This window comes from Nocardiopsis sp. L17-MgMaSL7 (genome assembly GCF_003182025.1).
Classification (GTDB): Bacteria; Actinomycetota; Actinomycetes; order Streptosporangiales; family Streptosporangiaceae; genus Nocardiopsis; species Nocardiopsis prasina.
In genome coordinates, this window is sequence record NZ_QGTF01000010.1 from 208,371 (window position 1) to 229,678 (window position 21,308).

The following is a 21,308-nucleotide window of genomic DNA, read 5'->3' on the forward strand; positions in this document are numbered from 1 at the left end:
GTGAACCAGGTAGTGGTTACGCCCGATTCGGGTGCGCACGAGGGGGCTCTGCGCGGACCGGCTACCTGAAGTAACCGCAGGCCGAGCGCGGGGTAACACGCCCCGCTCGGCCTCGCGACAGGGACAGCCCCTTAGAGGAGACCGTGCCAGTAGTACGCGCAGACCACCTGTACAAGGTGTTCGGTAGACAGTCGAAGGCGGCCGTCGAACGGCTCGCCGACGGCAGCCACCGCGACACCATCGCCGACCTCGACGTGACCGCTGCCGTCATCGACGTGTCCTTCGAGGTCCAACCCGGCGAGATCTTCGTCGTCATGGGCCTGTCCGGATCGGGTAAATCCACCCTGATCCGGATGCTCAACGGACTTCTCGACTCCACGGCCGGATCAGTCGAGATCGACGGCGTGGACATCACCACGCTCAGCAGGAAGAACCTGCTCAAGCTCAGGGGCGAGAAGATCAGCATGGTCTTCCAGCACTTCGCCCTGCTTCCCCACCGGACGGTGCTGGAGAACGCCGCCTACGGGCTGGAGCTGCGCGGGTTCTCCCGCGCCGAGCGCTTCGCCAAGGCCAAGGAGACCCTCGCCCTCGTGGGGCTCGAGGGCTGGGAGGACAAGCTCCCCCAGCAGCTCTCCGGCGGCATGCAGCAGCGCGTGGGCCTGGCCCGCGCCCTCGCCGCTGACACCGACATCATCCTGATGGACGAGGCCTTCAGCGCGCTCGACCCGCTGATCCGCCGCGACATGCAGACGCAGCTCCTGGAGCTCCAGGAGACGCTGGGCAAGACGATCATCTTCATCACCCACGACCTCAACGAGGCCATGCGCCTCGGCGACCGGATCTGCGTGCTCCGCGACGGACGCGTGGCCCAGATCGGCGAGGCGTCGGAGATCCTCAACGCGCCCGCGAACGAGTACGTCGAGCGCTTCGTGGAGGACGTCGACCGCAGCCGTGTGCTGACGGCGGCCGAGGCGCTCGCGGACGTTCCCGTCGACGCCGCGGCCCCGCAGGTCACCGCCGACACCCTCGTCGCGGACCTGTACACCAGCGTCGCCACCGAGAACAGCCTCCGGGTGGTCTCGGGCGACGGCGAGGTGCTGGGCATGGTCACCCGGGAGTCGGTGCTCGCCGCTTTGGTCCAGAGTGACAACGCGGAGGTGGCCAGGTGACCCCCGTCAACTTCCCTCCGTCCCTGCCCATCGGTGACGGCTTCGAGGCGTTCAACTCCTGGCTGAAGAGCCACTTCGGGTTGTTCTTCGACCTCACCGGCGACTTCATCCGCTGGGCCGTCTCCGTCCTGGCCGGGTTCTTCGTCGAGCCGGCGGCCGGACAGCTCGCTTTCATCGCGGCCGTGATCATCGCGGTCCCGCTGGTGCGCTCGCGCCGGATCCCGCTGCTCGCCATCGTCGTGGTGGTCTCGCTCCTCTACATCGCCGAGGCACAGTTCGCCTTGGTGACGGGCTTCATCAACAGCGTTCCGGGGCTCTTCGTCTGGGCCATGAACCTGTTCGACACGAACGTCGAGCCCACCTTCGTCGTCTCGCTGGTCTTCCTGATCGCGACGGCGGGCCTGGGCCTGGTCGACCGCGCCAACCGTGTGCGCACGGGAATCGTCGCCGGTGGCTGGCTCGCGCTGGTGCTGCTGGGCTGGCTGATCCTGCCCATGCTGGTCACCAACCCGATGTCCCTGCTGATGATCCTGCTGCTGAGCCTGCTCGCGCTCTCGGTGGCGGGCTGGCGCCTGGGCGTCTTCGCGCTGATCGCCCTGACCGTCGTGGCCTCCGTCGGCCAGTGGTCCAACGCCATGGACACCCTGGGTCTGGTGCTGGTGGCCAGCCTCATCGCGGTGGTCATCGCGATCCCGATCGGCATCCTGGCCGCCTACAACGAGTTCGTCAGCAAGGTCGCCAAGCCGGTCCTGGACCTCATGCAGACGCTCCCGGCGTTCGTCTACCTGATCCCGGCGATCTTCTTCTTCTCCATCGGTGCGGTGCCCGGTGTGGTCGCGACCATCGTGTTCGCGATGCCGCCCGGCGTGCGCCTGACCGAACTCGGCATCCGGCAGATCGACAAGGAGCTCGTCGAGGCGGGTGAGGCCTTCGGTGCGCCCAAGCGCAAGATCCTCACCGGCATCCAGCTCCCGCTCGCCCTGCCGACGATCATGGCGGGCGTCAACCAGGTGATCATGCTGGGCCTGTCCATGGTCGTCATCGCGGGCATGGTCGGCGCGGGCGGCCTCGGCAGCCAGGTCTACCAGGGCATCACCCGCAACGACGGCGCGCTCGGTTTCGAGGCCGGCATCGCCGTGGTCATCCTGGCGATCTTCCTGGACCGCCTGACCGCCGCCGTCACCCGCAAGAGTCCCCAGGCCAGGGTCAGTTCGTCCTGACAACGGTTTTTTCGCAGCAGTCCTGATGGAAGGAATCCAGATGTACAGCCGTAAGCGCATGATGGCCCTGGCCGCGGCCGGTATGAGCGGGGTGCTCCTGTTGACCGCCTGTGGCGGCAACGGCGAGGACCTCACCGGTGGCTCCGGCGAGGACCAGAACGGCGGTTCGGGCACGGGTGACGACCTCCAGGACGTCAACATCGCGCTGATCGCCTGGGAAGAGGCGATCGCGGTCACCCACATGTGGGAGGCCATCCTGGACGAGAAGGGCTACAACGTCGAGGTCACCGACGTCGACGTGGCCCCGATGTACCAGGGCGCCGCCAACGGCGACGTGGACCTGTTCCTCGACACCTGGCTCCCCGCCACGCACCAGCAGTACTGGGACGACTACGGGGACCAGCTGGAGGACCTCGGCTCCTGGTACGACAACGCGATCCTGACGCTGACCGTCCCCGAGTACATGGAGGACGTCAACTCGATTCCCGACCTCCTCGACCACGCGGACGAGTTGGACAACCGCATCGTCGGCATCGACCCGGGCGCGGGGCTCACCGACACCACCCAGAACTCCGCCATGCCGGGTTACGGGCTGGACGACGAGTTCGAGCTGGTCACCTCCTCCGGCGCGGCGATGCTCGCGGAGCTGGACTCGGCGATCGCCGACGAGGAACCCATCGTCGTCACCCTGTGGCGTCCGCACCCGGCCTACGCCAAGCACGACCTGAAGGACCTCGAGGACCCCGAGGGCCTGATGGGCGACGCCGAGACGATCCACGCGGTCGGCCGTGACGGCTTCGCCAACGACTACCCGCAGCTCGCCTCCTGGCTCGAGGGCTGGGACATGAGCGACGACGAGCTCGCCACCCTGGAGGCGCTGACCGTCGGTGACGACGTCGACGACCCCGACGCCGGTGCCCGCGAGTGGCTCGCCGACAACCCCGAGTTCCTGGAGCGCACCCTGGGCGACGACGCCGAGGGCCTGAACTTCTAGAACCCAGAGTGTGTTCCCTGTCACGGGGAGTGTCGAATGTCCCCTTTCATGGGGTAGACATACGATGACGGCCGCCTTCACGAGCGTGGGGGCGGCCTTCGTCTGCGCGAGGTTGCGAGGGAGCTTGGACATGAAGAGGCGAGGGACGGGACTGGCCGCCGCGGGTCTGAGCGGTGTGCTCCTGCTGTCCGCCTGCTCCGGGGAGGCGGGCTCCGGCGCCCCGGACGACGGCGACGACCTCCGGGAGGTCAACATCGCGTTGATCGCCTGGGAGGAGGCGGTGGCCGTCACCCACATGTGGGAGGCGGTCCTCGAGGAGAAGGGTTACGACGTCACCGTCACCGAGGTCGACGTCGCCCCGGCCTTCCAGGGGGTGGCCGACGGCGAGCTCGACCTCTACCTCGACATGTGGCTTCCGGTCACCCACCACGAGTACATGGAGCAGCACCGGGACAGCATCGAGAGCCTGGGCTCCTGGTACGACAACGCCGTCCTCACGCTGACGGTCCCGGAGTACATGGAGGACGTGCGGGAGATCGACGACCTCCCCGCACGTGCGGACGACCTCGGCGGCACCATCGTCGGCATCGAGCCGGGTGCGGGCCTGACCCAGGTCACCCGTGACCAGGCCATGCCCCTGTACGGGCTGGAGGAGGACTTCGAACTGGAGACCTCCTCGGGCGGGGAGATGATGCGGCGCCTGGACGAGGCGATCATGGAGGAACGGCCGATCGTCGTGACCCTGTGGCGTCCGCACCCGGCCTACGCCCAGTACGAGCTGCGGGACCTGGAAGACCCGCAGGGCGGGATGGGCGGCACCGAGGGGCTGCACTCGATCGGGCGCGCGGGGTTCTCCGAGGACTACCCGGAGCTGGCCGAGTGGATGCGCAACTGGACCATGGACGACGAGGAGCTGGCCTCCCTGGAGGCGCTCACGGTCGGTCCCGGTGTCACCGACCCCGCGGCCGGAGCGCGTCAGTGGCTCGCCCAGAACCCGCTGTTCCTGGAGCGCACGCTGATGGACGACGCCGAGGGTCTGGAGTTCTGACCCGGACGACGCGGATGGTCCGGACGTGACGACGGGGCCGCCTCCCGGAGGGGAGACGGCCCCGTGGTTGTGTTCGGTGGCCGTGGGCTCAGGGGGCGTAGTAGCCGCCCTGGGCGCCGCCGATGCTCCCCTGGTTGGCCTGGCCCGGCTTGTCGCGCCGGGGCAGCGCGTAGGCGGACAGGAGCCCGCCGAGGAAGCCGAACAGGTGCGCCTGCCAGGAGACGCCGGGGTGCTGGGGCAGGACCCCCCAGATCATCGTTCCGTAGAAGATGACCACGCAGATCATGATGACGATGTCGACGGTCCGGCGTTCGATGATGCCGCGTAGCACCGTGTAGCCGAAGTAGCCGAAGACCAGCCCGCTGGCACCCACCGTCACGACGTGTGAGGGGGTGAACAGCCACACGCCGACACCGCTGACGACGGCGACGATCAGTGTGGTGAGCAGGAACCGGCCCAGGCCGCTGAAGGCGACGAGGGCTCCGAGCACCAGGAACGGCAGTGAGTTACCGATCAGGTGGGCGAAGTTGCCGTGCATGAAGGGCGCGGTCAGCACGGTCCAGGGCGCGTCGGGATTGCGGGCCTGGATACCGAACTGCCGGTCGAGGTGTCCCCCGAGCGGGGTGTCGATGATCTCGAAGACCCACATGGCCGCGAGCATGCCCGCGACGGTCAGGATGGCGGTGATTCTGGACTGCTTCACCCCATCGAGACTAGATGAAGCAGGCTTGCGTCGGTATGTTCCTGGGGCGCGTGTGGGCGAAATGATCTGTTGTGTTCACAGATGACTGCTCTGTCGCGGCCGTTCGGAGGAGGGCCGGTGGCGTGCCCGGCGGCCTCAGGAGGTCAGGGAGCGCTTGCGCGGCGGGATGCCCGCGACCGCCATGAACGCCTCCACCTTGGCCGGGTTGGTCATCCCGGTCAGCGGCAGGTAGGTGCGTGAGGTCCGGCGGCTCTTCAGCGAGGGGAAGCGCTTGGGGCGCCCGGTGTGGTCGCACAGGCCCAGGGAGCGGATGCGACCGGGAAGCACGTAGTAGGAGCCGATGTCGATGAACGGCACCCGGACGACGTAACCGCCGCGCTCGTAGCGGAACTCGTCCTCGGAGACCTCCAGCACCGGTGCCTTGATCCGGTGTCCGTCGAACGCCGAGGCGGCGCCGAGGAGCGCGAGGATGACGCCGAGCACGATGTTGGCCCAGTGCCCGGGGTCGACTGCCACGACCACGACGCCCAGAGTGAGCAGAGTGTAACCACCCCACAGCTCCACGTACTTGCGGCCTACGGGGCAGACCAGGCGGACCGGTTCGGACACGGCGGATGCCTCTCTCGCTGGGCGGGGCGCTGAGGATGACGGAAGCCGTCAGTGGGAACCCTATCCGCTTCGCGGGTGCGGGCATCTCGGTTTCGGTCAGCTCGCCTGTGGGGTTCAGGACAGGCGCAAGGAAGTTTCGTCCCCTGTGTCGCATTCCTTGAAGTGGTGATCGGGTTGCCCCATGAATCTCCACCAGATTCTCGGAGGGGCATGGCAGGGGAGAACGATGCCTTCCTGTGTATGTATTGAGCTATATGTGAAGTTATGGGCTGTTTGTCCTGTTCTCTCTCAGTAGTTGCGTGCTTCGAGGCGGTAGTTAAACGTCGTTTACGTTTGTGCTTTTGCAGTGGAACGCCTTCGTTGACCCCGAATGCTTTTCCGGTGTGTCCGAATCCCGCCGTCCTGGACTCCGGTGGCCGGTGTCCGCTTGACCTGGCATGATGTGAGGATGTCCTGGTTGTTACCGGTGTATTGGGAGTTCGTGACTCGATCGGGTGCACATGAGCGCGGACCGGTTGCGGATGGGTCACGAAACCGGCATTGGGGCTATACAGACATTTCCCTTAATGGTCTTCTAATCGACTAATCGCCTAGTTTTGGTGGGTTGTGCCCTGTGGGCACCAACCCGTGGCCTGTTCGCATGAGTGATCAAGGGTGTGACTATGTTCAAGCGCCGAAAGACGTTGGCACTCGCCGCCGCGGCGACGTCAGCGGTCATGGTGGCCAGCGGCTGTGGAGGAGGGGGTGACGGTGGTGGCGACGGCGGCACCAAGGAGGTCACCTGGGTCATCAACAGCCTCCCCGGCGCCTGGCAGGCCACGAGTCTCGCTGGTGGCAGCGTCTACGTCGTCCAGATGCTCTCCGGCGTGCTCCCCTACACCGGTCAGTGGCAGCCGGACGCGACGTACGAGTACGACATGGACGTCCTCGCTGAGGAGCCCGAGCTCATCAACGACGACCCCGACGAGGGTCCGTTCGAGTGGTCCATCACCCTCGCCGAGGACGCCGTCTGGAGCGACGGCGAGCCGATGACCGGTGAGGACCTGCGCGTCTCCTGGATGCTCGGTACCTCCCCGGACGAGGGCTACTGCGGCGGTTGCGACCCCCGCGCCGCCGCGAGCTTCGACAAGGTCGACAACGTCGAGGCCGACGGCAAGACGGCCACCTTCCAGCTGAAGGAGGGGCTGGCCGACCCTGAGTGGATGGGGCTGTTCGACGCCCACAGCCAGGCCGGCGGCTTCCTGCCCGCGCACCTAGCCGAGGAGAACGGCTGGGACGTCGACGACGCGGACGAGCTGGGCGAGTACTACGCCTGGCTGCACTCCGAGCGGCCCGAGTGGTCCGGCGGCCCGTACATGATCACCGCCGGCGACCTGGAGAACGAGGTCGTCAAGGAGCCGAACCCCAACTGGTTCGGTGAGGCGCCCGCGCTCGACAAGATCACCATGCCGTACAACACCGACGAGGGCACCTTCGTGAACGCCTTCGTCAACAACGAGATCGACGGTGGCAACCCCGCCGACTACAGCGAGGACGTCATCCTCCAGCTGGAGGACGTCGCCAACGCCGACGTGACCGTCGCCGAGGGTGCCACCTGGGAGCACGTCGACCTCAACCTGAAGAACGAGACGCTCCAGGACGTCGAGCTGCGCCGCGCCATCTTCACCGCGATCGACCGCGACGACATCGCCAACCGCAACTTCGGCGCCGGCTACCCGGACTACGAGCTGAAGAACAACCACGTCTTCGGCAGCGACAGCCCCTACTTCGTCGACCACTTCGAGGGCGAGACGCAGGGCACCGGTGACATCGACGAGGCCAAGAGCATCCTCGAGGAGGCCGGTTACGAGCTCGACGGCGACACCCTCACCCTCGACGGCGACGAGATCGGTCCGTTCCGCCTGCGCAGCACCGACTCGACCGTCCGCAACACCTCGGTCCAGCTCATCCAGGCCCAGCTCTCCGAGATCGGCATCACGACCAACATCGAGATGACCGACGACCTCGGCGGAATGCTCGCGGCGACGGAGTACGACATCGTCCAGTACGGCTGGTCCGGCTCCCCGTACTTCACCAGCAACCCGGACCAGTTCTGGCACTCCGAGAGCGGCAGCAACTTCGGCGGCTACGCCAACGACGAGGTCGACGATCTGGCCGGCCTGGTGGCCAACGCCCCCGACCTGGACACTGCCGCCGAGCACGCCAACGCGGCCATGGAGATCGTGGTCCCGGAGGCCTACGTCCTCCCGATCATGGCGGAGCCGAACTACTTCTTCGCCAACTCCGACCGCCTCGTGAACGTCCACGACAACCTTCAGTCCAGCTACCGAGCCACCTACAACATCGGTGAGTGGGACGTCGCCAGCTAGTCCGGCGCACCCCCCAGGTCCGGCCCCGGGACACCCTCCCGGGGCCGGACCGGTCCTCGTCCACCCCTGAAGGATCACTCCCATGCTCGTTTACACGATGCGGCGCATCCTGGGCGCGCTACCCGTCCTGGTCCTCGCATCCATCCTCACCTTCGTGATGATCGACGTCACCGGTGACCCGCTCGCCGACATCCGGATGGCCCAGCCACCGCCCACAGAGGAAGTCCTGCAACAGGCGGAGGAGCGGCTCTATCTCGACCGCTCCATGCCGGAGCGGTACTGGCTGTGGGTGACCGGAATCGGCGGAAACGGCGACATCGGACTGCTCCAGGGGGAGTTCGGCCCCTCCACCCAGGGCCCCCACTACGACATCGGCGCGGCCATCGCCGAACGCCTGTGGACCACGCTGCGCCTGGTGGGCGCGGCCATGATCTTCGCGCTCGGCCTGGCGATCATCACCGGTGTGGTCAGCGCCCTGCGCCAGTACTCCAAACTCGACTACACCCTCACCTTCGTCGGCTTCCTCGCCCTGGCGCTGCCGACCTTCTGGTTCGCGGGCATCATGCAGGCGGCGGGGGTCAAGTTCAACCAGTTGGTGGGCGACCAGGTCTTCGCCACCATCGGCGACGGGCGTTTCAGAGCCGAGGGTGCGCCGTTGTGGGACCAGTTCCTCAACGCCTTCGCGCACATGGCGCTGCCCACGATCGTGCTCATGCTGATCAGCTTCGCGTCGTGGAGCCGCTACCAGCGCACCTCGATGCTGGAGGTGATGAACAGCGACTACGTCCGGCTGGCCCGGGCCAAGGGCCTGCGCAACCACACGGTCATCAGGCGTCACGCGCTGCGCACCGCGCTCATCCCGCTGACCACCGTGGTGGCGATCGGCGTCGCGGGCGTCATCGACGGGGCCATCCTCACCGAGGTGGTCTTCCAGTGGCGCGGTCTGGGCGACTTCTTCATCACCGCGGTGGACAACAACGACTCCTTCGCGCTGATGGGGTGGCTGCTGCTCAGCGGCACCATCGTCATCCTGGCCAACCTTGTCGCCGACCTGCTGTACGCCGTGCTGGACCCGAGGATTCGCTATGAGTGAGAACGGCATGTCGAAGAGCGCGCGCCGTGACCCGGCGAAGAAGCGGAAGAAGAGCAGCGCCGACCAGACCCAGCTCCAGACCATCCTGATCCGGTTCACCCGACACCGGCCCGCGATGATCAGCCTGGTGCTCCTGGGGATCATCGCCCTGTTCGCGTTCGTCGGACCCTTCTTCTGGACCTGGGACCACACGGTCTACCGCGAGATCCCCAGCAACCAGCCTCCGTCCGGAGTGCACCCCCTGGGCACCTCGGCCGCCGGACACGACGTCCTCGGCCAGCTCATGCGCGGCGCCCAGCAGACGCTGAAGGTCGCCTTCACCGTCTCACTGCTGTCGACGGCGGTCGGCTCCGTGTGGGGCGCCACCGCCGGTTACTACGGCGGCCGGGTGGACGCGTTCATGATGCGCGTCGTGGACATCTTCCTGATCGTGCCCCTGCTCGTGGCCGCCGCGGCCATCGCGGGCAACAGCGGGGCCGGGACCTCGTGGTCCGCGATCGCGCTGATCATCTCGATCTTCTCGTGGGCCACCATCGCGCGTGTGGTGCGCGGCGTGGTCCTGTCCCTGCGGGAACAGGAGTTCGTGGAGGCGGCCCGCGCTTCGGGCGCATCGGCGCCGTGGATCATCCTCCGGCACCTGCTGCCCAACGCGGCCGGGCCGATCATCGTCGCCGCCACCCTGCTGGTGGCGGTGGCCATCCTCGCCGAGGCGGGCATGTCCTTCCTCGGACTGGGCATCCAGCTGCCCGACATCTCGCTCGGCCAGATGATCGGCAGCGCGCGCACGGCGGTGTCCACGCGGCCGTGGCTGTTCTATCCGCCCGGTGTGCTGCTGGTGCTGATCTGTCTGACGATCAACTTCATCGGTGACGGCCTCCGGGACGCCCTCGACCCACGACAGACCAGGGTGCGGCGATGACGACTGAGTACGAGAACAAGGAACACACCGCCGTGGCGGACACCGACGACGTGGTGCTGGAGGTCAGCGATCTCAGCGTCACCTTCCCCTCCGACGACGGCCCGCTGCCCGCGGTCCGACAGGTCTCCTACAAGGTGCGCCGGGGCGAGGCCCTGGGCATCGTGGGGGAGTCGGGATCGGGCAAGTCCGTGACCTCCATGGCGATCATGGGCCTGCTGCCCAGGAACGCGCGTGTGGAGGGCTCGGCCCGGTTGCTGGGCCAGGAGATCATCGGGCTCAACGACAAGCAGATCAGCGAGGTCCGGGGGCAGAGGATCGCGATGATCTTCCAGGACCCGCTGACCTCGCTCAACCCCGTGTACACGATCGGCTACCAGATCGCCGAGGCGGTGCTCGCCCACCGGAAGGTGGGCAAGAAGGTCGCCATGGCGCGGGCGCTGGAGCTCCTGGAGATCGTGGGCATCCCGTCACCCGAGCAGCGGCTCAGGCAGTACCCGCACGAGCTGTCCGGCGGTATGCGCCAGCGGGTGGTGATCGCGATCGCGATGGCCAACGACCCGGACGTGATCATCGCGGACGAGCCCACCACGGCGCTCGACGTGACCGTCCAGGCGCAGGTGCTGGACGCCCTCCAGAGGGCCCGTGAGGAGACCGGGGCCGCCCTGGTGCTCATCACCCACGACCTCGGTGTGGTGGCCGGCCAGGTCGACCGGGTGGGCGTGATGTACGCGGGCCGGATCGTGGAGATGGGGTCGGTGGAGGAGGTCTTCTACCGGCCGCGCATGCCCTACGCGCTGGGGCTGCTCGGGTCGCTGCCGCGACTGGACGGCGACCGCGGCGACCGGCTCACCCCCATCCTCGGGGCCCCGCCCTCGCTGCGGGACCTGCCCGGGGGCTGCGGGTTCGCGCCGCGCTGCCCCATGGCCAGGGAACGCTGCCACGAGGAGGAGCCCCGGCTGCTGCTCATCGAGAACGGGCCGCAGGAGGGCGAGGCGACCGCGCACACCGCCGCCTGCCACTTCAGCGAGGAACTCGTGGACGCGGAGGCGAGCGACCTCTTCCGGTCCACCTCCGTGGACACCGAGGGGCTGGGGTCCGTCGCCGAGATGGAGGCGGCGGAGGCCCACGTGGCCGAGGCCCGCGAGGGATACCTGGGGGAGCTCGGCGCGGAGGCCGACCGTGAGGTGGCCGCCAAGGCGGAGACCGAGGTCCTGCTCACCGCCACCGACCTGGTCAAACACTTCCCGATCCGCTCCAAGGGGCTGATGCGGCGCAGGGTGGGCGAGGTGCAGGCGGTCTCCGGGATCTCGCTGGACCTGCGGGAGAGGGAGACCCTCGCGCTCGTGGGTGAGTCCGGCTGCGGCAAGTCCACCACGGCGCGCCTGCTGCTGAACCTGATCAAGCTCACCTCGGGCGAGGTCTCCTACATGGGTCAGCCGCTCCAGGACCTCTCCGACCGCAGGATGCGGCCGCTGCGCAAGGACCTCCAGCTGGTGTTCCAGGACCCCTTCGCGTCCCTGGACCCGCGCATGACGGTCTCGGACATCATCGCCGAGCCCATGCGCATCCACGGGAGCGGGCACCGGGACGCCCGGAAGCGGGTGTCCGAGCTCCTCGAACTCGTGGGGCTCAACCCCGAGCACGGCTCGCGGTACCCGCACGAGTTCTCCGGAGGCCAGCGTCAGCGCATCGGCGTGGCCCGGGCGCTGTCGCTCAACCCCAGGGTGCTGGTGCTCGACGAACCGGTCTCGGCGCTGGACGTGTCCATCCAGGCGGGCGTGATCAACCTGCTGGAGGACCTCCAGGACGAGCTGGGGCTGTCCTACCTGTTCGTCTCGCACGACCTCTCGGTGGTCAAGCACATCGCCGACCGCGTGGCCGTGATGTACCTCGGCAAGATGGTGGAGACGGCCACGACGGACCAGCTGTTCAGCGCGCCCGCGCACCCGTACACGCAGGCGCTGATCTCGGCGATCCCGCTGCCGGACCCCGTCAAGGAGCGGACCCGGGAGCGGATCACCGTCACGGGTGACATCCCGAGCCCGGCCAACCCGCCCTCGGGCTGCCGGTTCCGGACCCGCTGCCCGAAGTTCGCCAACGAGCTCTCGGACGCCGAGCGCGCCAGGTGCGTGGAGGAACCGCCGGAGCTGAAGGAACGGGGCACCGGTCACCGGGACGCCTGCCACTACTCGAAGGCGATCGAACTCATCTAGGTGCCGCACACGGGGCGGGTCGGGGACTCCGGCCCGCCCCGTACGTGTCTGGGCCCATTTGAGACGCCCCTTTTGCCATCGAACCGCCGGTGGCGTCCTGGCGTGGACGGAAACCGTCGGTTACGTTCTCCTGGCATGCTCCCGATCGGTACTTCCGGAGGAGACACATGACCCCCGCAACCCCCCGCCGTTGGCTGGTCGCACTGGCCGCGGCCCCGCTGGTGGCCCTCACCCCCGTCGCGCCGTCGTGGGCCGACACCGCCGAGCAGGCCGAACGCGCCGACGACCTGCGCACCGACCTCGACGCGATCCTCGCGGACCCCGCGCTGGAGGGCGCGACCTCCGGTGTGGTGGTGACCGACGCCGACTCCGGCCAGACGCTCTACTCGCGGGACGCGGACACCCAGCTGCTGCCCGCCTCGAACATGAAGATCTTCACGGCCGCCGCCGCACTGGAGGCGCTGGGAGGCGAGCACACCTTCGCCACCGAGGCCGTGGTGGAACGCCGCCCCGGCCGCGGTGACGTACCGGAGCTGTACCTGGTCGGCGGCGGTGACCCGACCCTGAACGCCGAGGACCTCGACTCCCTCGCCTCGGACGTGGCCGCCTCCGGGGTGACCTCCGTGGGCGACGTGTTCGCCGACGACTCGTGGTTCGACGACCAGCGCCTCGTGGACGACTGGTGGCCCGAGGACGAGGCGTACGCCTACTCGGCGCAGATCTCCGCGCTCACGGTGGCCCACGGCGAGCGCTACGACACCGGCGTGACCGAGGTGACCGTCACCGCCGCCTCCGCGGGCGATCCCGTCGACGTGGACTTGGGCGCCGCAGAGGGCTACGCCGAACTCGACAACCAGGCCGTCACCGCCCCCGCCGGGGAGGGCACCGGCATCACGGTCGACCGTCCGGTGGGCACCAACACCATCAGTGTCACCGGGTCGCTGTCGGTGAACGCCGGACCGGTGGTGGCCGTGCGCACCGTGGACGAACCCGCCGGGTTGGCCGGGCACCTGTTCGCGCGGGCCCTGGAGGAGAACGGGGTGGCCGTGAAGGGCGAGGTCTCCCAGGGCGAGGTGCCCGCCGAGTGGCACCGGCCCAGGGTGGTGGGGGAGCACACCTCCATGCCGCTGAACGAGGTCCTGGTCCCGCTCATGAAGTTCAGCAACAACGGGCACACGGAGATGCTGACCAAGACCCTCGGGCGCGAGCTCCGGGGTGAGGGCTCGTGGGAGGCGGGACTGTCCGCCCAGGAGACCGCGCTACAGCAGGCGGGTGTGGACACCTCGGACCTGGTCCTCACCGACGGCTCCGGGCTTTCCCGGGGCAACCGTGTCACCGCGAACACCGTCGTCGACCTGCTCGACAGCGCCAAGGACGCCGCCTGGTACGAGGAGTGGCACCACTCGCTCCCGGTGGCGGGCGACAGCGACCCGTTCGTCGGGGGCACGCTGGCCAACCGGATGCGTGGCACCGCCGCCGAGGGGGCGGCGCAGGCCAAGACCGGCACGATGACCGGGGTGAGCGCCCTGTCGGGCTACGTGCAGGGCCCGGACGGCGCCGAGCTGTACTTCAGCATCGTCAACAACGAACACGCGGGCGGCGCACCCACCGGCGTGCAGGACGACGTGGTGGTCAGGCTGGCCGAGTACGTGGGCAACGAGGCCGGGGCGGGCACGGTCGCCCTGCGCGGCGGAGTCACGGACGGCGGAGCGGTGGAGTGCTCGTGGGAGCTGACCTGCTGATTCTCTGATCCGCAGAGCTGAGCGGAGGGGCCCACGGGGGAGGAAGCCCGTGGGCCCCTCCCGTGTTCGGAGTGCGTTGAGCCGGTGTGGATGTCATTCCTTCCTGTAGCCGAACGGCTGTACCTGTAGCTCCATCGAACCGATCTCCGATCTCAGTTGTTTGAGATTCCCGAGATGGCTGAAGGCCCTGGGCCTCCCGCATCAGTCTTCGGCCAGCCTGAGGATGCCTTCGCGTAGCCAGCCGGGAGTTCAGTTGCACGACTCTCATTGAACGCAAAGGTGCGGGTGTTGCTGCACGTCCCGCATCCATGAGGACGGTAGTCGGCTCGAATGGCTCTTAGCTTCAACCGAACCTAGATGGGGAACTCCCCGATCCAGTCGCGTTCGAGGATGTGCTTAGGCAAGTATCCGGACTCGACATCGAAACGGAAGTTGGGGTCGACCAGGGCGGTGTCATATCCCCAGCAAGCAAGAGCGAACAGACCGAGTGGAACGCCCCCTTCGATTTCCTCGGCACGCTCAGGGGTCGCGGTATGGAATGACCGGAAGAGCTCCAGCCCCAGAGCCAGAGATTCGTTGAATTTGTCGCTGTCCCGTCGGACCAGATGCATAAATGCGTCCATTGGCGGGAAGGCCAACTTGTTCAACGGCTCAGCCTCGCCGAAACCGTTGGGGTTGGCCGGGTCCGACAGTTCCATCGCCTCAGAAAGGTGATCGAAGAGGCCGGGGTGATTCAACACGAAGGCCTGCAACGCAGAGATCCAGGGGTAGATGTGAGGGCTATACGTCGTTCCACTGGACTCTCCTGCGGATCGAAGCAAATCCACGGGGATCTGGCACAGATATTCGTACCGAATCTTGTCTCGGCACGTAACAGCCAGGAAGAAGGCGTCCAACCAGGTCTCGGCATTGGTGAAGTAGTTGGGTTCCACAGTCGAGAGAACGCGCTCTTCGCCGTTGATCATGCGGACGACGCGCCCGCCAGGTTCAACGGTAGACACAGCCAGGGCGGCTTCGGTTACCTGCATCCAGAAGACCCACGACTCCCAGGTCTCGAGAAGATCTGCGTCCGTATCCATTGCAAGGCAGAGTTTAGTCTTGAAACTCACGCCCGCAACAGGTCCACCGGCGTCAAAAGGGGAGCCAATCAACCAGTTCACATAGAAGCTTCTCCCCTCGGGAGTCTCATCGATGAAGTCCGCATAGTTTGGATTGCTGATGTCATGGCGCTCAACCATGTACGGCAATGTCCAGCCCTCCGATTCGGAATGTCTTAGAGGCCAAGGCTGTAGCCAGAGTGCTTTTCGTTAGTAGAGGGCGCTTCGCTCAGAGCTTTCTGCTTCTGTTTGGGTGTGAAGTTCTTTGCCTCTACTCAGCGGCCGCCGCGATACGCACCGTGGGGTGCGGGACGTCGACAACTGGTTCGGGTGAGTCCTGGTCGGGGGTGAACTCGAACTTCACGGTCCTGCCTCTCCACATCCGGCCGCGCACGTCTGCTGCTGGCTCCGTTGGGTGAGTCGCACCGCGAACACCCACGGTTCCGATTCTCACGGAACCCAGTGACACTCCGCGGGACTGCGTTCCGATCTCGCAGAAGCAAACTCGGGTGTTGCGGCAGGTCACACGAACGCAGGGGCACCGAGGGCGGCCGAAGCTGGCCGTGTGGCGTGGATCACGTGGGTTGTCCACAGGTGGGAGATGGAGGCTGTTGGCGGGCGGCGCGGGGTGGCAGTGTTGAAAGCCCCCTCTCTCAGCCGGCTCCTCTGAAGGACGTTGATGGAAACGCTGACCGTCACCTCGGTGTTCGGCATGGTCGTCGGCCAGGTCGTGTCGCTGGTCGCGCTGGTCCTGGTCCTGCTGGGCCTGGGCAAGCTGGCCAGTCGGCTCATGGACGTGCCGTTCAACCTGCCGCGTCTGGCCCTGGCGGCGCTGGTCGGGGCTCCGCTGGGCTCGGTGGGCGCGATCCTGGCCTACTACGGAAGCTTCGAGGCGCTGAACTCCCTCGAACCGGCCGACCTGGACCAGCCCGCGTACGTGTCGCTCATGCTCTTCGCCATGGCGGTGGGCGCCATGCTCGCCTTCGTCGGCCTGGAACTGCTGTTGCCCCGGGGCACCCGGTTCCGGCCGGTGGCCATGGTGCGGGAGGCCAGGAACTGGTTCGGGCGCCTCGGCAGGTACCGGCGCATCCTGTGGATCCTGGCCCGGCACGGGCTGGGCGGTTACGTGCTGGGGAGAAGGGAGGGGATCGACGACACCTCGGTCCAGCGGCGCCTGGCCCGTTCCCTGGTCCGCTCCATGGAGGAGGCCGGGGTGGTCTTCGTGAAGCTGGGGCAGGTGCTGGCCACCCGGCGGGACCTGCTGCCGCCGGTGTTCGTGGAGGAGCTCGGGCGGCTGCACAGCGAAGTGGCCAAGGTGCCCTTCGAGCGGATTCGCGAGTGCGTGGAGGGTGAGCTGGGCCGCCCCCTGGAGGAGGTCTTCGCCGCGTTCGACCCCGAGCCCCTGGCCGCCGCCTCCATCGCGCAGGCCCACCCCGCGCGGCTGCACGGGGGTGAGGAGGTGGTCGTGAAGGTGCAGCGCCCCGGGATCGTTCCGGTGGTCCGCAGGGACCTGGACATCATCCGCAGGCTGGCCCGCCGCTTCGACGAGTACACGGACTGGGGGCCCGCGATCGGGGTGCTCGAACTGGCTGACGGGTTCGCCGGGGCGCTGTTGGAGGAACTCGACTTCGAGGTGGAGGCCGCCAACATCGCGGCCGTCGCGGACGCCACGGGTGGTTCGGAGGTGCGCATCCCCCGCGTGTACGAGGCCTACACCGGTCGTCGCGTGCTGGTGATGGAACGCCTGCACGGCACCCAGGTGGGTGGAGGGGACCTCTCGGCGGAGGAGGGGGAGCGCATCGCCCGGGTGCTGCTGGACTGCTTGTTGGAGCAGGTGCTGATGAGCGGGATCTTCCACGCCGACCCGCATCCGGGCAACATCCTGGTGCTCGACGGGGGCGGCGTGGGGCTGTTGGACTACGGGTCGGTGGGGCGTCTGGACGCCCGGACCCGGGAGGCCCTCCAGATGATGCTGCTGGCCATCGACCGGGGCGACGCCGTCCTGCTGACCGACACCCTGTTGGACGTGGTCGACGACCCGGGGGAGATCGACGCGGAGCGGCTGCGGCGTTCGCTGGGGCAGTTCATGGCCCGGTACCTGCACGGGAGCACCACCGCGAGCATGCGGATGTTCACCGAACTGCTGATGCTGGTCACCCGGTTCGGGCTGGTGCTGCCCGCGGAGCTGGCCGGGGTGTTCCGCGCCCTGGCCACGCTGGAGGGGACGCTCGTGCACCTGTCACCGGGGTTCGACACGGTGGCCGAGGCCAAGCGGTACGCCGGGGCACGGATGTCCGAGCAGCTGGGCACCGGGAACCTGCGCGAGATGGCGTCGGCGGAACTGATCGCTCTGCTGCCCACGCTGCGGCGGCTGCCGCGCAGACTCGACCGGATCACCGACCAGCTGCACAAGGGCCGGTTCACCGTGCAGGCCCGGCTGTTCGCCCACCCCGAGGACCGAAGACTCCTGCGCTCGGTGGTGTGGCGCGCGGTCATGACGGTGCTGGCCGTGGTCACGGGGTTCATGTCGGTCGGGTTGTTCAACGTCACCGAGACGCAGGGGGTGTCCTGGCCGGAGCTGGCCACGCACACCAAGGCGCTCAACCTGCTGGCGTGGGTGCTGCTGGCCGCCACGGCCATGTTCGTGCTGCGGTTGTTGGTGGACATGGTCCGGGACGGCGGTGACAGGGGGAGGAGGTGACCCGGTCAGCCGTGGATGAGGCGGCGCAGGACCCGGTGGACCTCCTCGGCGTCCGGCGGGGGGCTGGTGGTGCAACAGCACAGGAAGAAGCCGTTGGCCGCCGCGGCCACCCCGGCCCGCATCTCGGGGTCGGGGAGGTAGGGAACGAGGAAGGCGTCCACCGCGGACATCCAGCGGTCGGTCTGTTCGCGTAGCGCGGGGCGCCGGGCGGCGAGCAGGAAGAGTTCCATCTCGGCCAGGGCGTGGGTCCGGTCGGGTTCGGTGCCCTCGGCGATGAGGGCGGCGAACCCGCGCAGGGCCTGGTCAGGGTCCTCGGGGAGGGTGTCCATGTACGCGACGTAGGTGTCGTTCACCCTGGTGAGGGCGGCGACCAGGAGGTCGTCGACGGATGCGTGGTAGTAGGTGACGGTGCTGGGCGGGACCCCCGCTTCGGCCGCCACCCGGCGCTGGCTGACGGCGGAGACGCCGTCCCGCGTGATGACCTCCATGGTGGCGTCCAAGAGCAGCCGCCGCCGCAGCTCGCCCTTGCGGAGGCGGCCGTCACTGATGTTCTCCGGATCCCGTTCCGGCTGCTTGGTGCTCACGTCACTATCCTGCCGGTCAGTGCTGGCCGCCCATCTCCAGGGCCATGACCCCGGCGATCACCAGGGCGATGCCGCCCACCTGGATCCAGGTCAGGGACTCCCCGAGGAACAGGACGCCGATGACAGCGAGAAGGGCCACGCCCAGGGCTGCCCACACCCCGTAGGCCACCCCGAGCGGCATACCTCGCTGGAGCGTCTGCGAGAGCATGTAGAACGCGCCGAGGTAGCCGACCACCACGAAGATCGAGGGCAGGAGTCTGGTGAACCCCTCGGACAACTTCAGGGAGGTGGTGGCGAAGACCTCCAGGACGATCGCTCCGGCGAGCCAGAACCAAGGCATGGGTTCCCCCAGTCACACCGTGGGGTCGGGTGACCCCGGAAGAAGTTGGTCGTTCGAGTAGGTTTCTCCGGAGAAACAACCTGATCGGATGACCCGGATTCTAGGTCGGGCATGATGGCAGGGCAAGCGCAGAAGCGCTTCCGGGCAGCCCGGAACCCGCCCCCCGGTGGACCGCGCCCGTACCCCCTGGGTGTATTCTCGGCGCTCCCGAGTGCGACAGTTCGCCCTCTTTCGGATAACTGCTCCATACCGATACGCACGAGTTCAGAACCTTTTCCGTGCGGGAGCGTCTTACTCATTGCAGTAGATCGGTTCCAGTTTCAGCTACGGAGGTCCAGACGTGACGGGGAAGTCCCACCCGGCGGTGACGCGGCGGTTCGGCATCGGTCTGGTGGCGCTCGCTCTCGCAGCGACCGCCTGTACCTCCGGTGACGCCGAGACGCAGAGCAACGCCGATCCCGCCGACGCCGAGCCGGCTGAGCTGAGCATCACGCCGGAGGCCGGTGGCGAGGAGATCGCGCCGAACACCCCCATCCGGGTCAACGCCCAGCAGGGAGTCATCACCGACGTCAGAGTCGACCAGGTCGTGGTCGGTGAGGCGGCGGCCGAGGGCGATGGCGGAGCTGAGGGCGAGGGGGACGCCGAGGGCGACCTCTACGCCATGACCGGCACCCTCAACGAGGACGAGACGGAGTGGGTCAGCGACTGGAACCTGCGCCCCGGATCCGAGGTCGTGGTGACCGCCACCGCCGAGAACGACGCCGGTGAGGAGACCGAGTTCACCTCCGAGTTCACCACCAAGGAGGCCGTCGCCGGGCAGCGCCTCGAACTCGTCTCCAACTTCCCGAGCTCCGGTGACACCGTGGGCGTCGGCATGCCCGTGGTGATCAACTTCGACATGCCCGTCACCAACAAGACGCAGGTCGAGAACTCCATGAACGTGGTCGCCGAGCAGGAGACCGTCGGCGCCTGGAACTGGGTCACCGACCAGATGGCGGTCTTCCGGCCCGAGGAGTACTGGGAGCCGTACCAGAACGTCACCGTGGACCTGAACCTCGCGGGCGTCGAGGCGTCCGAGGGCGTCTTCGGGGTGCGGAACTACCAGATCGACTTCGAGATCGGCCGTGAGCTGATCGCGACCATGCACGTGCCGGACCACGAGATGATCATCGAGATCGACGGCGAAGAGGAGCGCGTCATCGAGGTGAGCAACGGGGCGGCCAACCGTCGCTTCGACACCACGACGACCGGCACCCACGTCATGATGGAGCGCTACGAGCAGCTCACCATGGACTCCGCGACCGTGGGCATCCCCGAGGACGACCCCGGCTCCTACCTGGTGGACGTGCAGTACGCGGTGCGCACCTCCAACAGTGGCGAGTTCGTGCACGAGGCGTCCTACAACGGCAACATCGGCTCGGCCAACACCTCCAACGGTTGCACCAACCTGCGGATGGACGACGCCCAGTGGTTCTTCAACAACACGCTCATGGGCGACATCCTCGACACCACCGGTACCGACCGCGAGTTCGAGTGGGACAACGGCTGGGGTTACTGGCAGAAGTCCTGGGACGAGTGGCTGGAGGGCAGCGAGACCGCCGAGCCGCAGGCGACCACCGACGGGACCCCCGGCTCCGTGCACGGCGAGGACCTGTAGCGGGACCCGTGCAGTGAGGTAGTTCGGACGAACCCAGGGCGTCACGGTGCCAGCGGCACCGTGGCGCCCTTCGTGCTGCCGGGGGATCGTCGTTCAGGGCTCGGAACGGCTCAGCCGGGCGACGACGGCGTCTATCACCAGCTCGGTGACGGCGGCCATGTCCACCGCTTCCGGGTCCAGCAGCCACTGCACCTGGAGCCCGTCCATGGCGGCCAGCACCGCCGTGGCTGCCGACCTGGCGGGGGAGTGGCCGTGCGGCCCCGGCGTGCTCGCGGACTCCCGGTGCTCGGGGCCGAGCCGGTCCAGGACCGCCTCCTCCACCTCCTGGCGCAGCACGGTGTAGCGCTCCCGGAACCACTCCTGTGCGGGGTGTTCGGCGGTGGCGCTCTCTGCGGAGAGCACCGCGTACAGCTGGGTGGTCCCCGGGCGCTCGGCGTTGCGGCGGGCAGTGGCGACCAGGTGGTCGAGCATGCCGCTGCCTTCGGGGGCCGGGTCGTTGGTGTCGCGCAGCTCCAGTACCGCTGTGAGCAGGTCGGTCTTGGACCCGAAGTGGTGCAGCACCCCGGCGGGGGTGATGTCGAGCATCGCCGCGATGTCGGCCAGGGAGGTGTTGTTGAAGCCCTGGGAGGCGAACACGTCGGCGGCGGTACGCAGGATCTGCTCGCGCCGGTTCACCCGTCGGCGCGGTGCGCGTTCGGGCGGCCGCCCCTCCTCCGAACGCGTCCGCGTGGGGGTCCTCTCGCTCATGCCTGCTCTCCACTTCCTCGTACCGCGCGGGTACTCCGGGGCCGGTTACGGGGGGTGCCCGCCCGTACCCCACGCTATCGAGACTTCCGCTCCCCTCTTGCTT

At 67.8% G+C, this 21,308-nt stretch carries 17 protein-coding genes; 11 read left to right on the top strand and 6 right to left on the bottom strand.

Translation table 11 applies throughout. The annotated features are described in order from the left end of the window. Positions 1 to 143 precede the first annotated feature (143 nt). The 4 genes from BDW27_RS19070 (at position 144) to BDW27_RS19085 (ending at position 4,431) form a co-directional block, all read left to right on the top strand. On the top strand, positions 144 to 1,169 hold the full coding sequence (locus BDW27_RS19070) for a glycine betaine/L-proline ABC transporter ATP-binding protein (protein WP_193374230.1): 1,026 nt from the start codon (positions 144 to 146) through the stop codon (positions 1,167 to 1,169). Further along, positions 1,166 to 2,389, top strand: a complete 1,224-nt coding sequence (locus BDW27_RS19075) for a proline/glycine betaine ABC transporter permease (protein WP_017544468.1) — start codon at positions 1,166 to 1,168, stop codon at positions 2,387 to 2,389. Before BDW27_RS19070 ends, BDW27_RS19075 begins: the two co-directional genes overlap by 4 nt. Positions 2,390 to 2,429: 40 nt before the next feature. After that, entirely contained in the window at positions 2,430 to 3,383 is a 954-nt protein-coding gene (locus tag BDW27_RS19080; RefSeq protein ID WP_017544469.1) for a glycine betaine ABC transporter substrate-binding protein, read from the top strand. Positions 3,384 to 3,513: 130 nt separating this feature from the next. Then, positions 3,514 to 4,431, top strand: a complete 918-nt coding sequence (locus tag BDW27_RS19085) for a glycine betaine ABC transporter substrate-binding protein (RefSeq protein WP_199560709.1) — start codon at positions 3,514 to 3,516, stop codon at positions 4,429 to 4,431. A gap of 88 nt (positions 4,432 to 4,519) precedes the next feature. Here BDW27_RS19085 and BDW27_RS19090 read toward each other — a convergent pair whose 3' ends face one another. Continuing rightward, on the bottom strand, positions 4,520 to 5,134 hold the full coding sequence (locus tag BDW27_RS19090) for a rhomboid family intramembrane serine protease (RefSeq protein ID WP_110050722.1): 615 nt from the start codon (positions 5,132 to 5,134) through the stop codon (positions 4,520 to 4,522). Positions 5,135 to 5,269: 135 nt separating this feature from the next. After that, complete coding sequence (locus BDW27_RS19095; protein WP_017544472.1) at positions 5,270 to 5,743, bottom strand: hypothetical protein; 474 nt, start codon at positions 5,741 to 5,743, stop codon at positions 5,270 to 5,272. 662 nt (positions 5,744 to 6,405) lie between these two features. Between BDW27_RS19095 and BDW27_RS19100 the strand changes: the two genes are divergently transcribed. The 5 genes from BDW27_RS19100 (at position 6,406) to dacB (ending at position 14,079) form a co-directional block, all read left to right on the top strand. After that, positions 6,406 to 8,112, top strand: coding sequence for an ABC transporter family substrate-binding protein (locus BDW27_RS19100; RefSeq protein ID WP_199560710.1), 1,707 nt, complete (start codon positions 6,406 to 6,408; stop codon positions 8,110 to 8,112). 82 nt (positions 8,113 to 8,194) lie between these two features. Continuing rightward, the gene (locus tag BDW27_RS19105; protein ID WP_017544474.1) at positions 8,195 to 9,205 is read left to right on the top strand and encodes an ABC transporter permease; all 1,011 of its coding nucleotides are present in this window, start codon (positions 8,195 to 8,197) and stop codon (positions 9,203 to 9,205) included. After that, positions 9,198 to 10,124 (top strand): ABC transporter permease, encoded by a 927-nt coding sequence (locus BDW27_RS19110; RefSeq protein WP_017544475.1) that lies wholly within the window; start codon positions 9,198 to 9,200, stop codon positions 10,122 to 10,124. Before BDW27_RS19105 ends, BDW27_RS19110 begins: the two co-directional genes overlap by 8 nt. Continuing rightward, entirely contained in the window at positions 10,121 to 12,337 is a 2,217-nt protein-coding gene (locus tag BDW27_RS19115) for an ABC transporter ATP-binding protein (protein WP_110050726.1), read from the top strand. The genes BDW27_RS19110 and BDW27_RS19115 overlap by 4 nt, the downstream gene beginning before the upstream one ends. A 167-nt stretch (positions 12,338 to 12,504) precedes the next feature. Continuing rightward, a complete protein-coding gene (dacB, locus tag BDW27_RS19120) occupies positions 12,505 to 14,079 on the top strand; it encodes a D-alanyl-D-alanine carboxypeptidase/D-alanyl-D-alanine-endopeptidase (protein ID WP_110050728.1) in 1,575 nt (524 codons plus the stop codon). Positions 14,080 to 14,432: 353 nt separating this feature from the next. Here the strand turns inward: dacB and BDW27_RS19125 are convergent, their stop codons facing one another. Next, complete coding sequence (locus tag BDW27_RS19125) at positions 14,433 to 15,317, bottom strand: immunity 49 family protein (protein ID WP_110050730.1); 885 nt, start codon at positions 15,315 to 15,317, stop codon at positions 14,433 to 14,435. Between the two features lie 538 nt (positions 15,318 to 15,855). On the opposite strand from BDW27_RS19125, the gene BDW27_RS19130 reads away from it, so the two are divergent. Then, positions 15,856 to 17,877 carry an AarF/ABC1/UbiB kinase family protein gene (locus BDW27_RS19130; RefSeq protein ID WP_110050732.1) on the top strand — a complete coding sequence of 674 codons (2,022 nt, stop codon included), beginning with the start codon at positions 15,856 to 15,858 and terminating at the stop codon, positions 17,875 to 17,877. 5 nt (positions 17,878 to 17,882) lie between these two features. Here the strand turns inward: BDW27_RS19130 and BDW27_RS19135 are convergent, their stop codons facing one another. Further along, on the bottom strand, positions 17,883 to 18,461 hold the full coding sequence (locus BDW27_RS19135) for a TetR/AcrR family transcriptional regulator (RefSeq protein WP_110050734.1): 579 nt from the start codon (positions 18,459 to 18,461) through the stop codon (positions 17,883 to 17,885). 16 nt (positions 18,462 to 18,477) lie between these two features. Next, complete coding sequence (locus BDW27_RS19140; RefSeq protein WP_110050736.1) at positions 18,478 to 18,801, bottom strand: multidrug efflux SMR transporter; 324 nt, start codon at positions 18,799 to 18,801, stop codon at positions 18,478 to 18,480. 340 nt (positions 18,802 to 19,141) lie between these two features. Here BDW27_RS19140 and BDW27_RS19145 point away from each other — a divergent pair, with 340 nt between their 5' ends. Further along, positions 19,142 to 20,458, top strand: coding sequence for an Ig-like domain-containing protein (locus BDW27_RS19145; protein WP_110050738.1), 1,317 nt, complete (start codon positions 19,142 to 19,144; stop codon positions 20,456 to 20,458). Positions 20,459 to 20,551: 93 nt separating this feature from the next. On the opposite strand, the gene BDW27_RS19150 is transcribed toward BDW27_RS19145, so the two are convergent. Next, a complete protein-coding gene (locus BDW27_RS19150; RefSeq protein WP_110050740.1) occupies positions 20,552 to 21,205 on the bottom strand; it encodes a TetR/AcrR family transcriptional regulator in 654 nt (217 codons plus the stop codon). Positions 21,206 to 21,308: the final 103 nt, after the last annotated feature.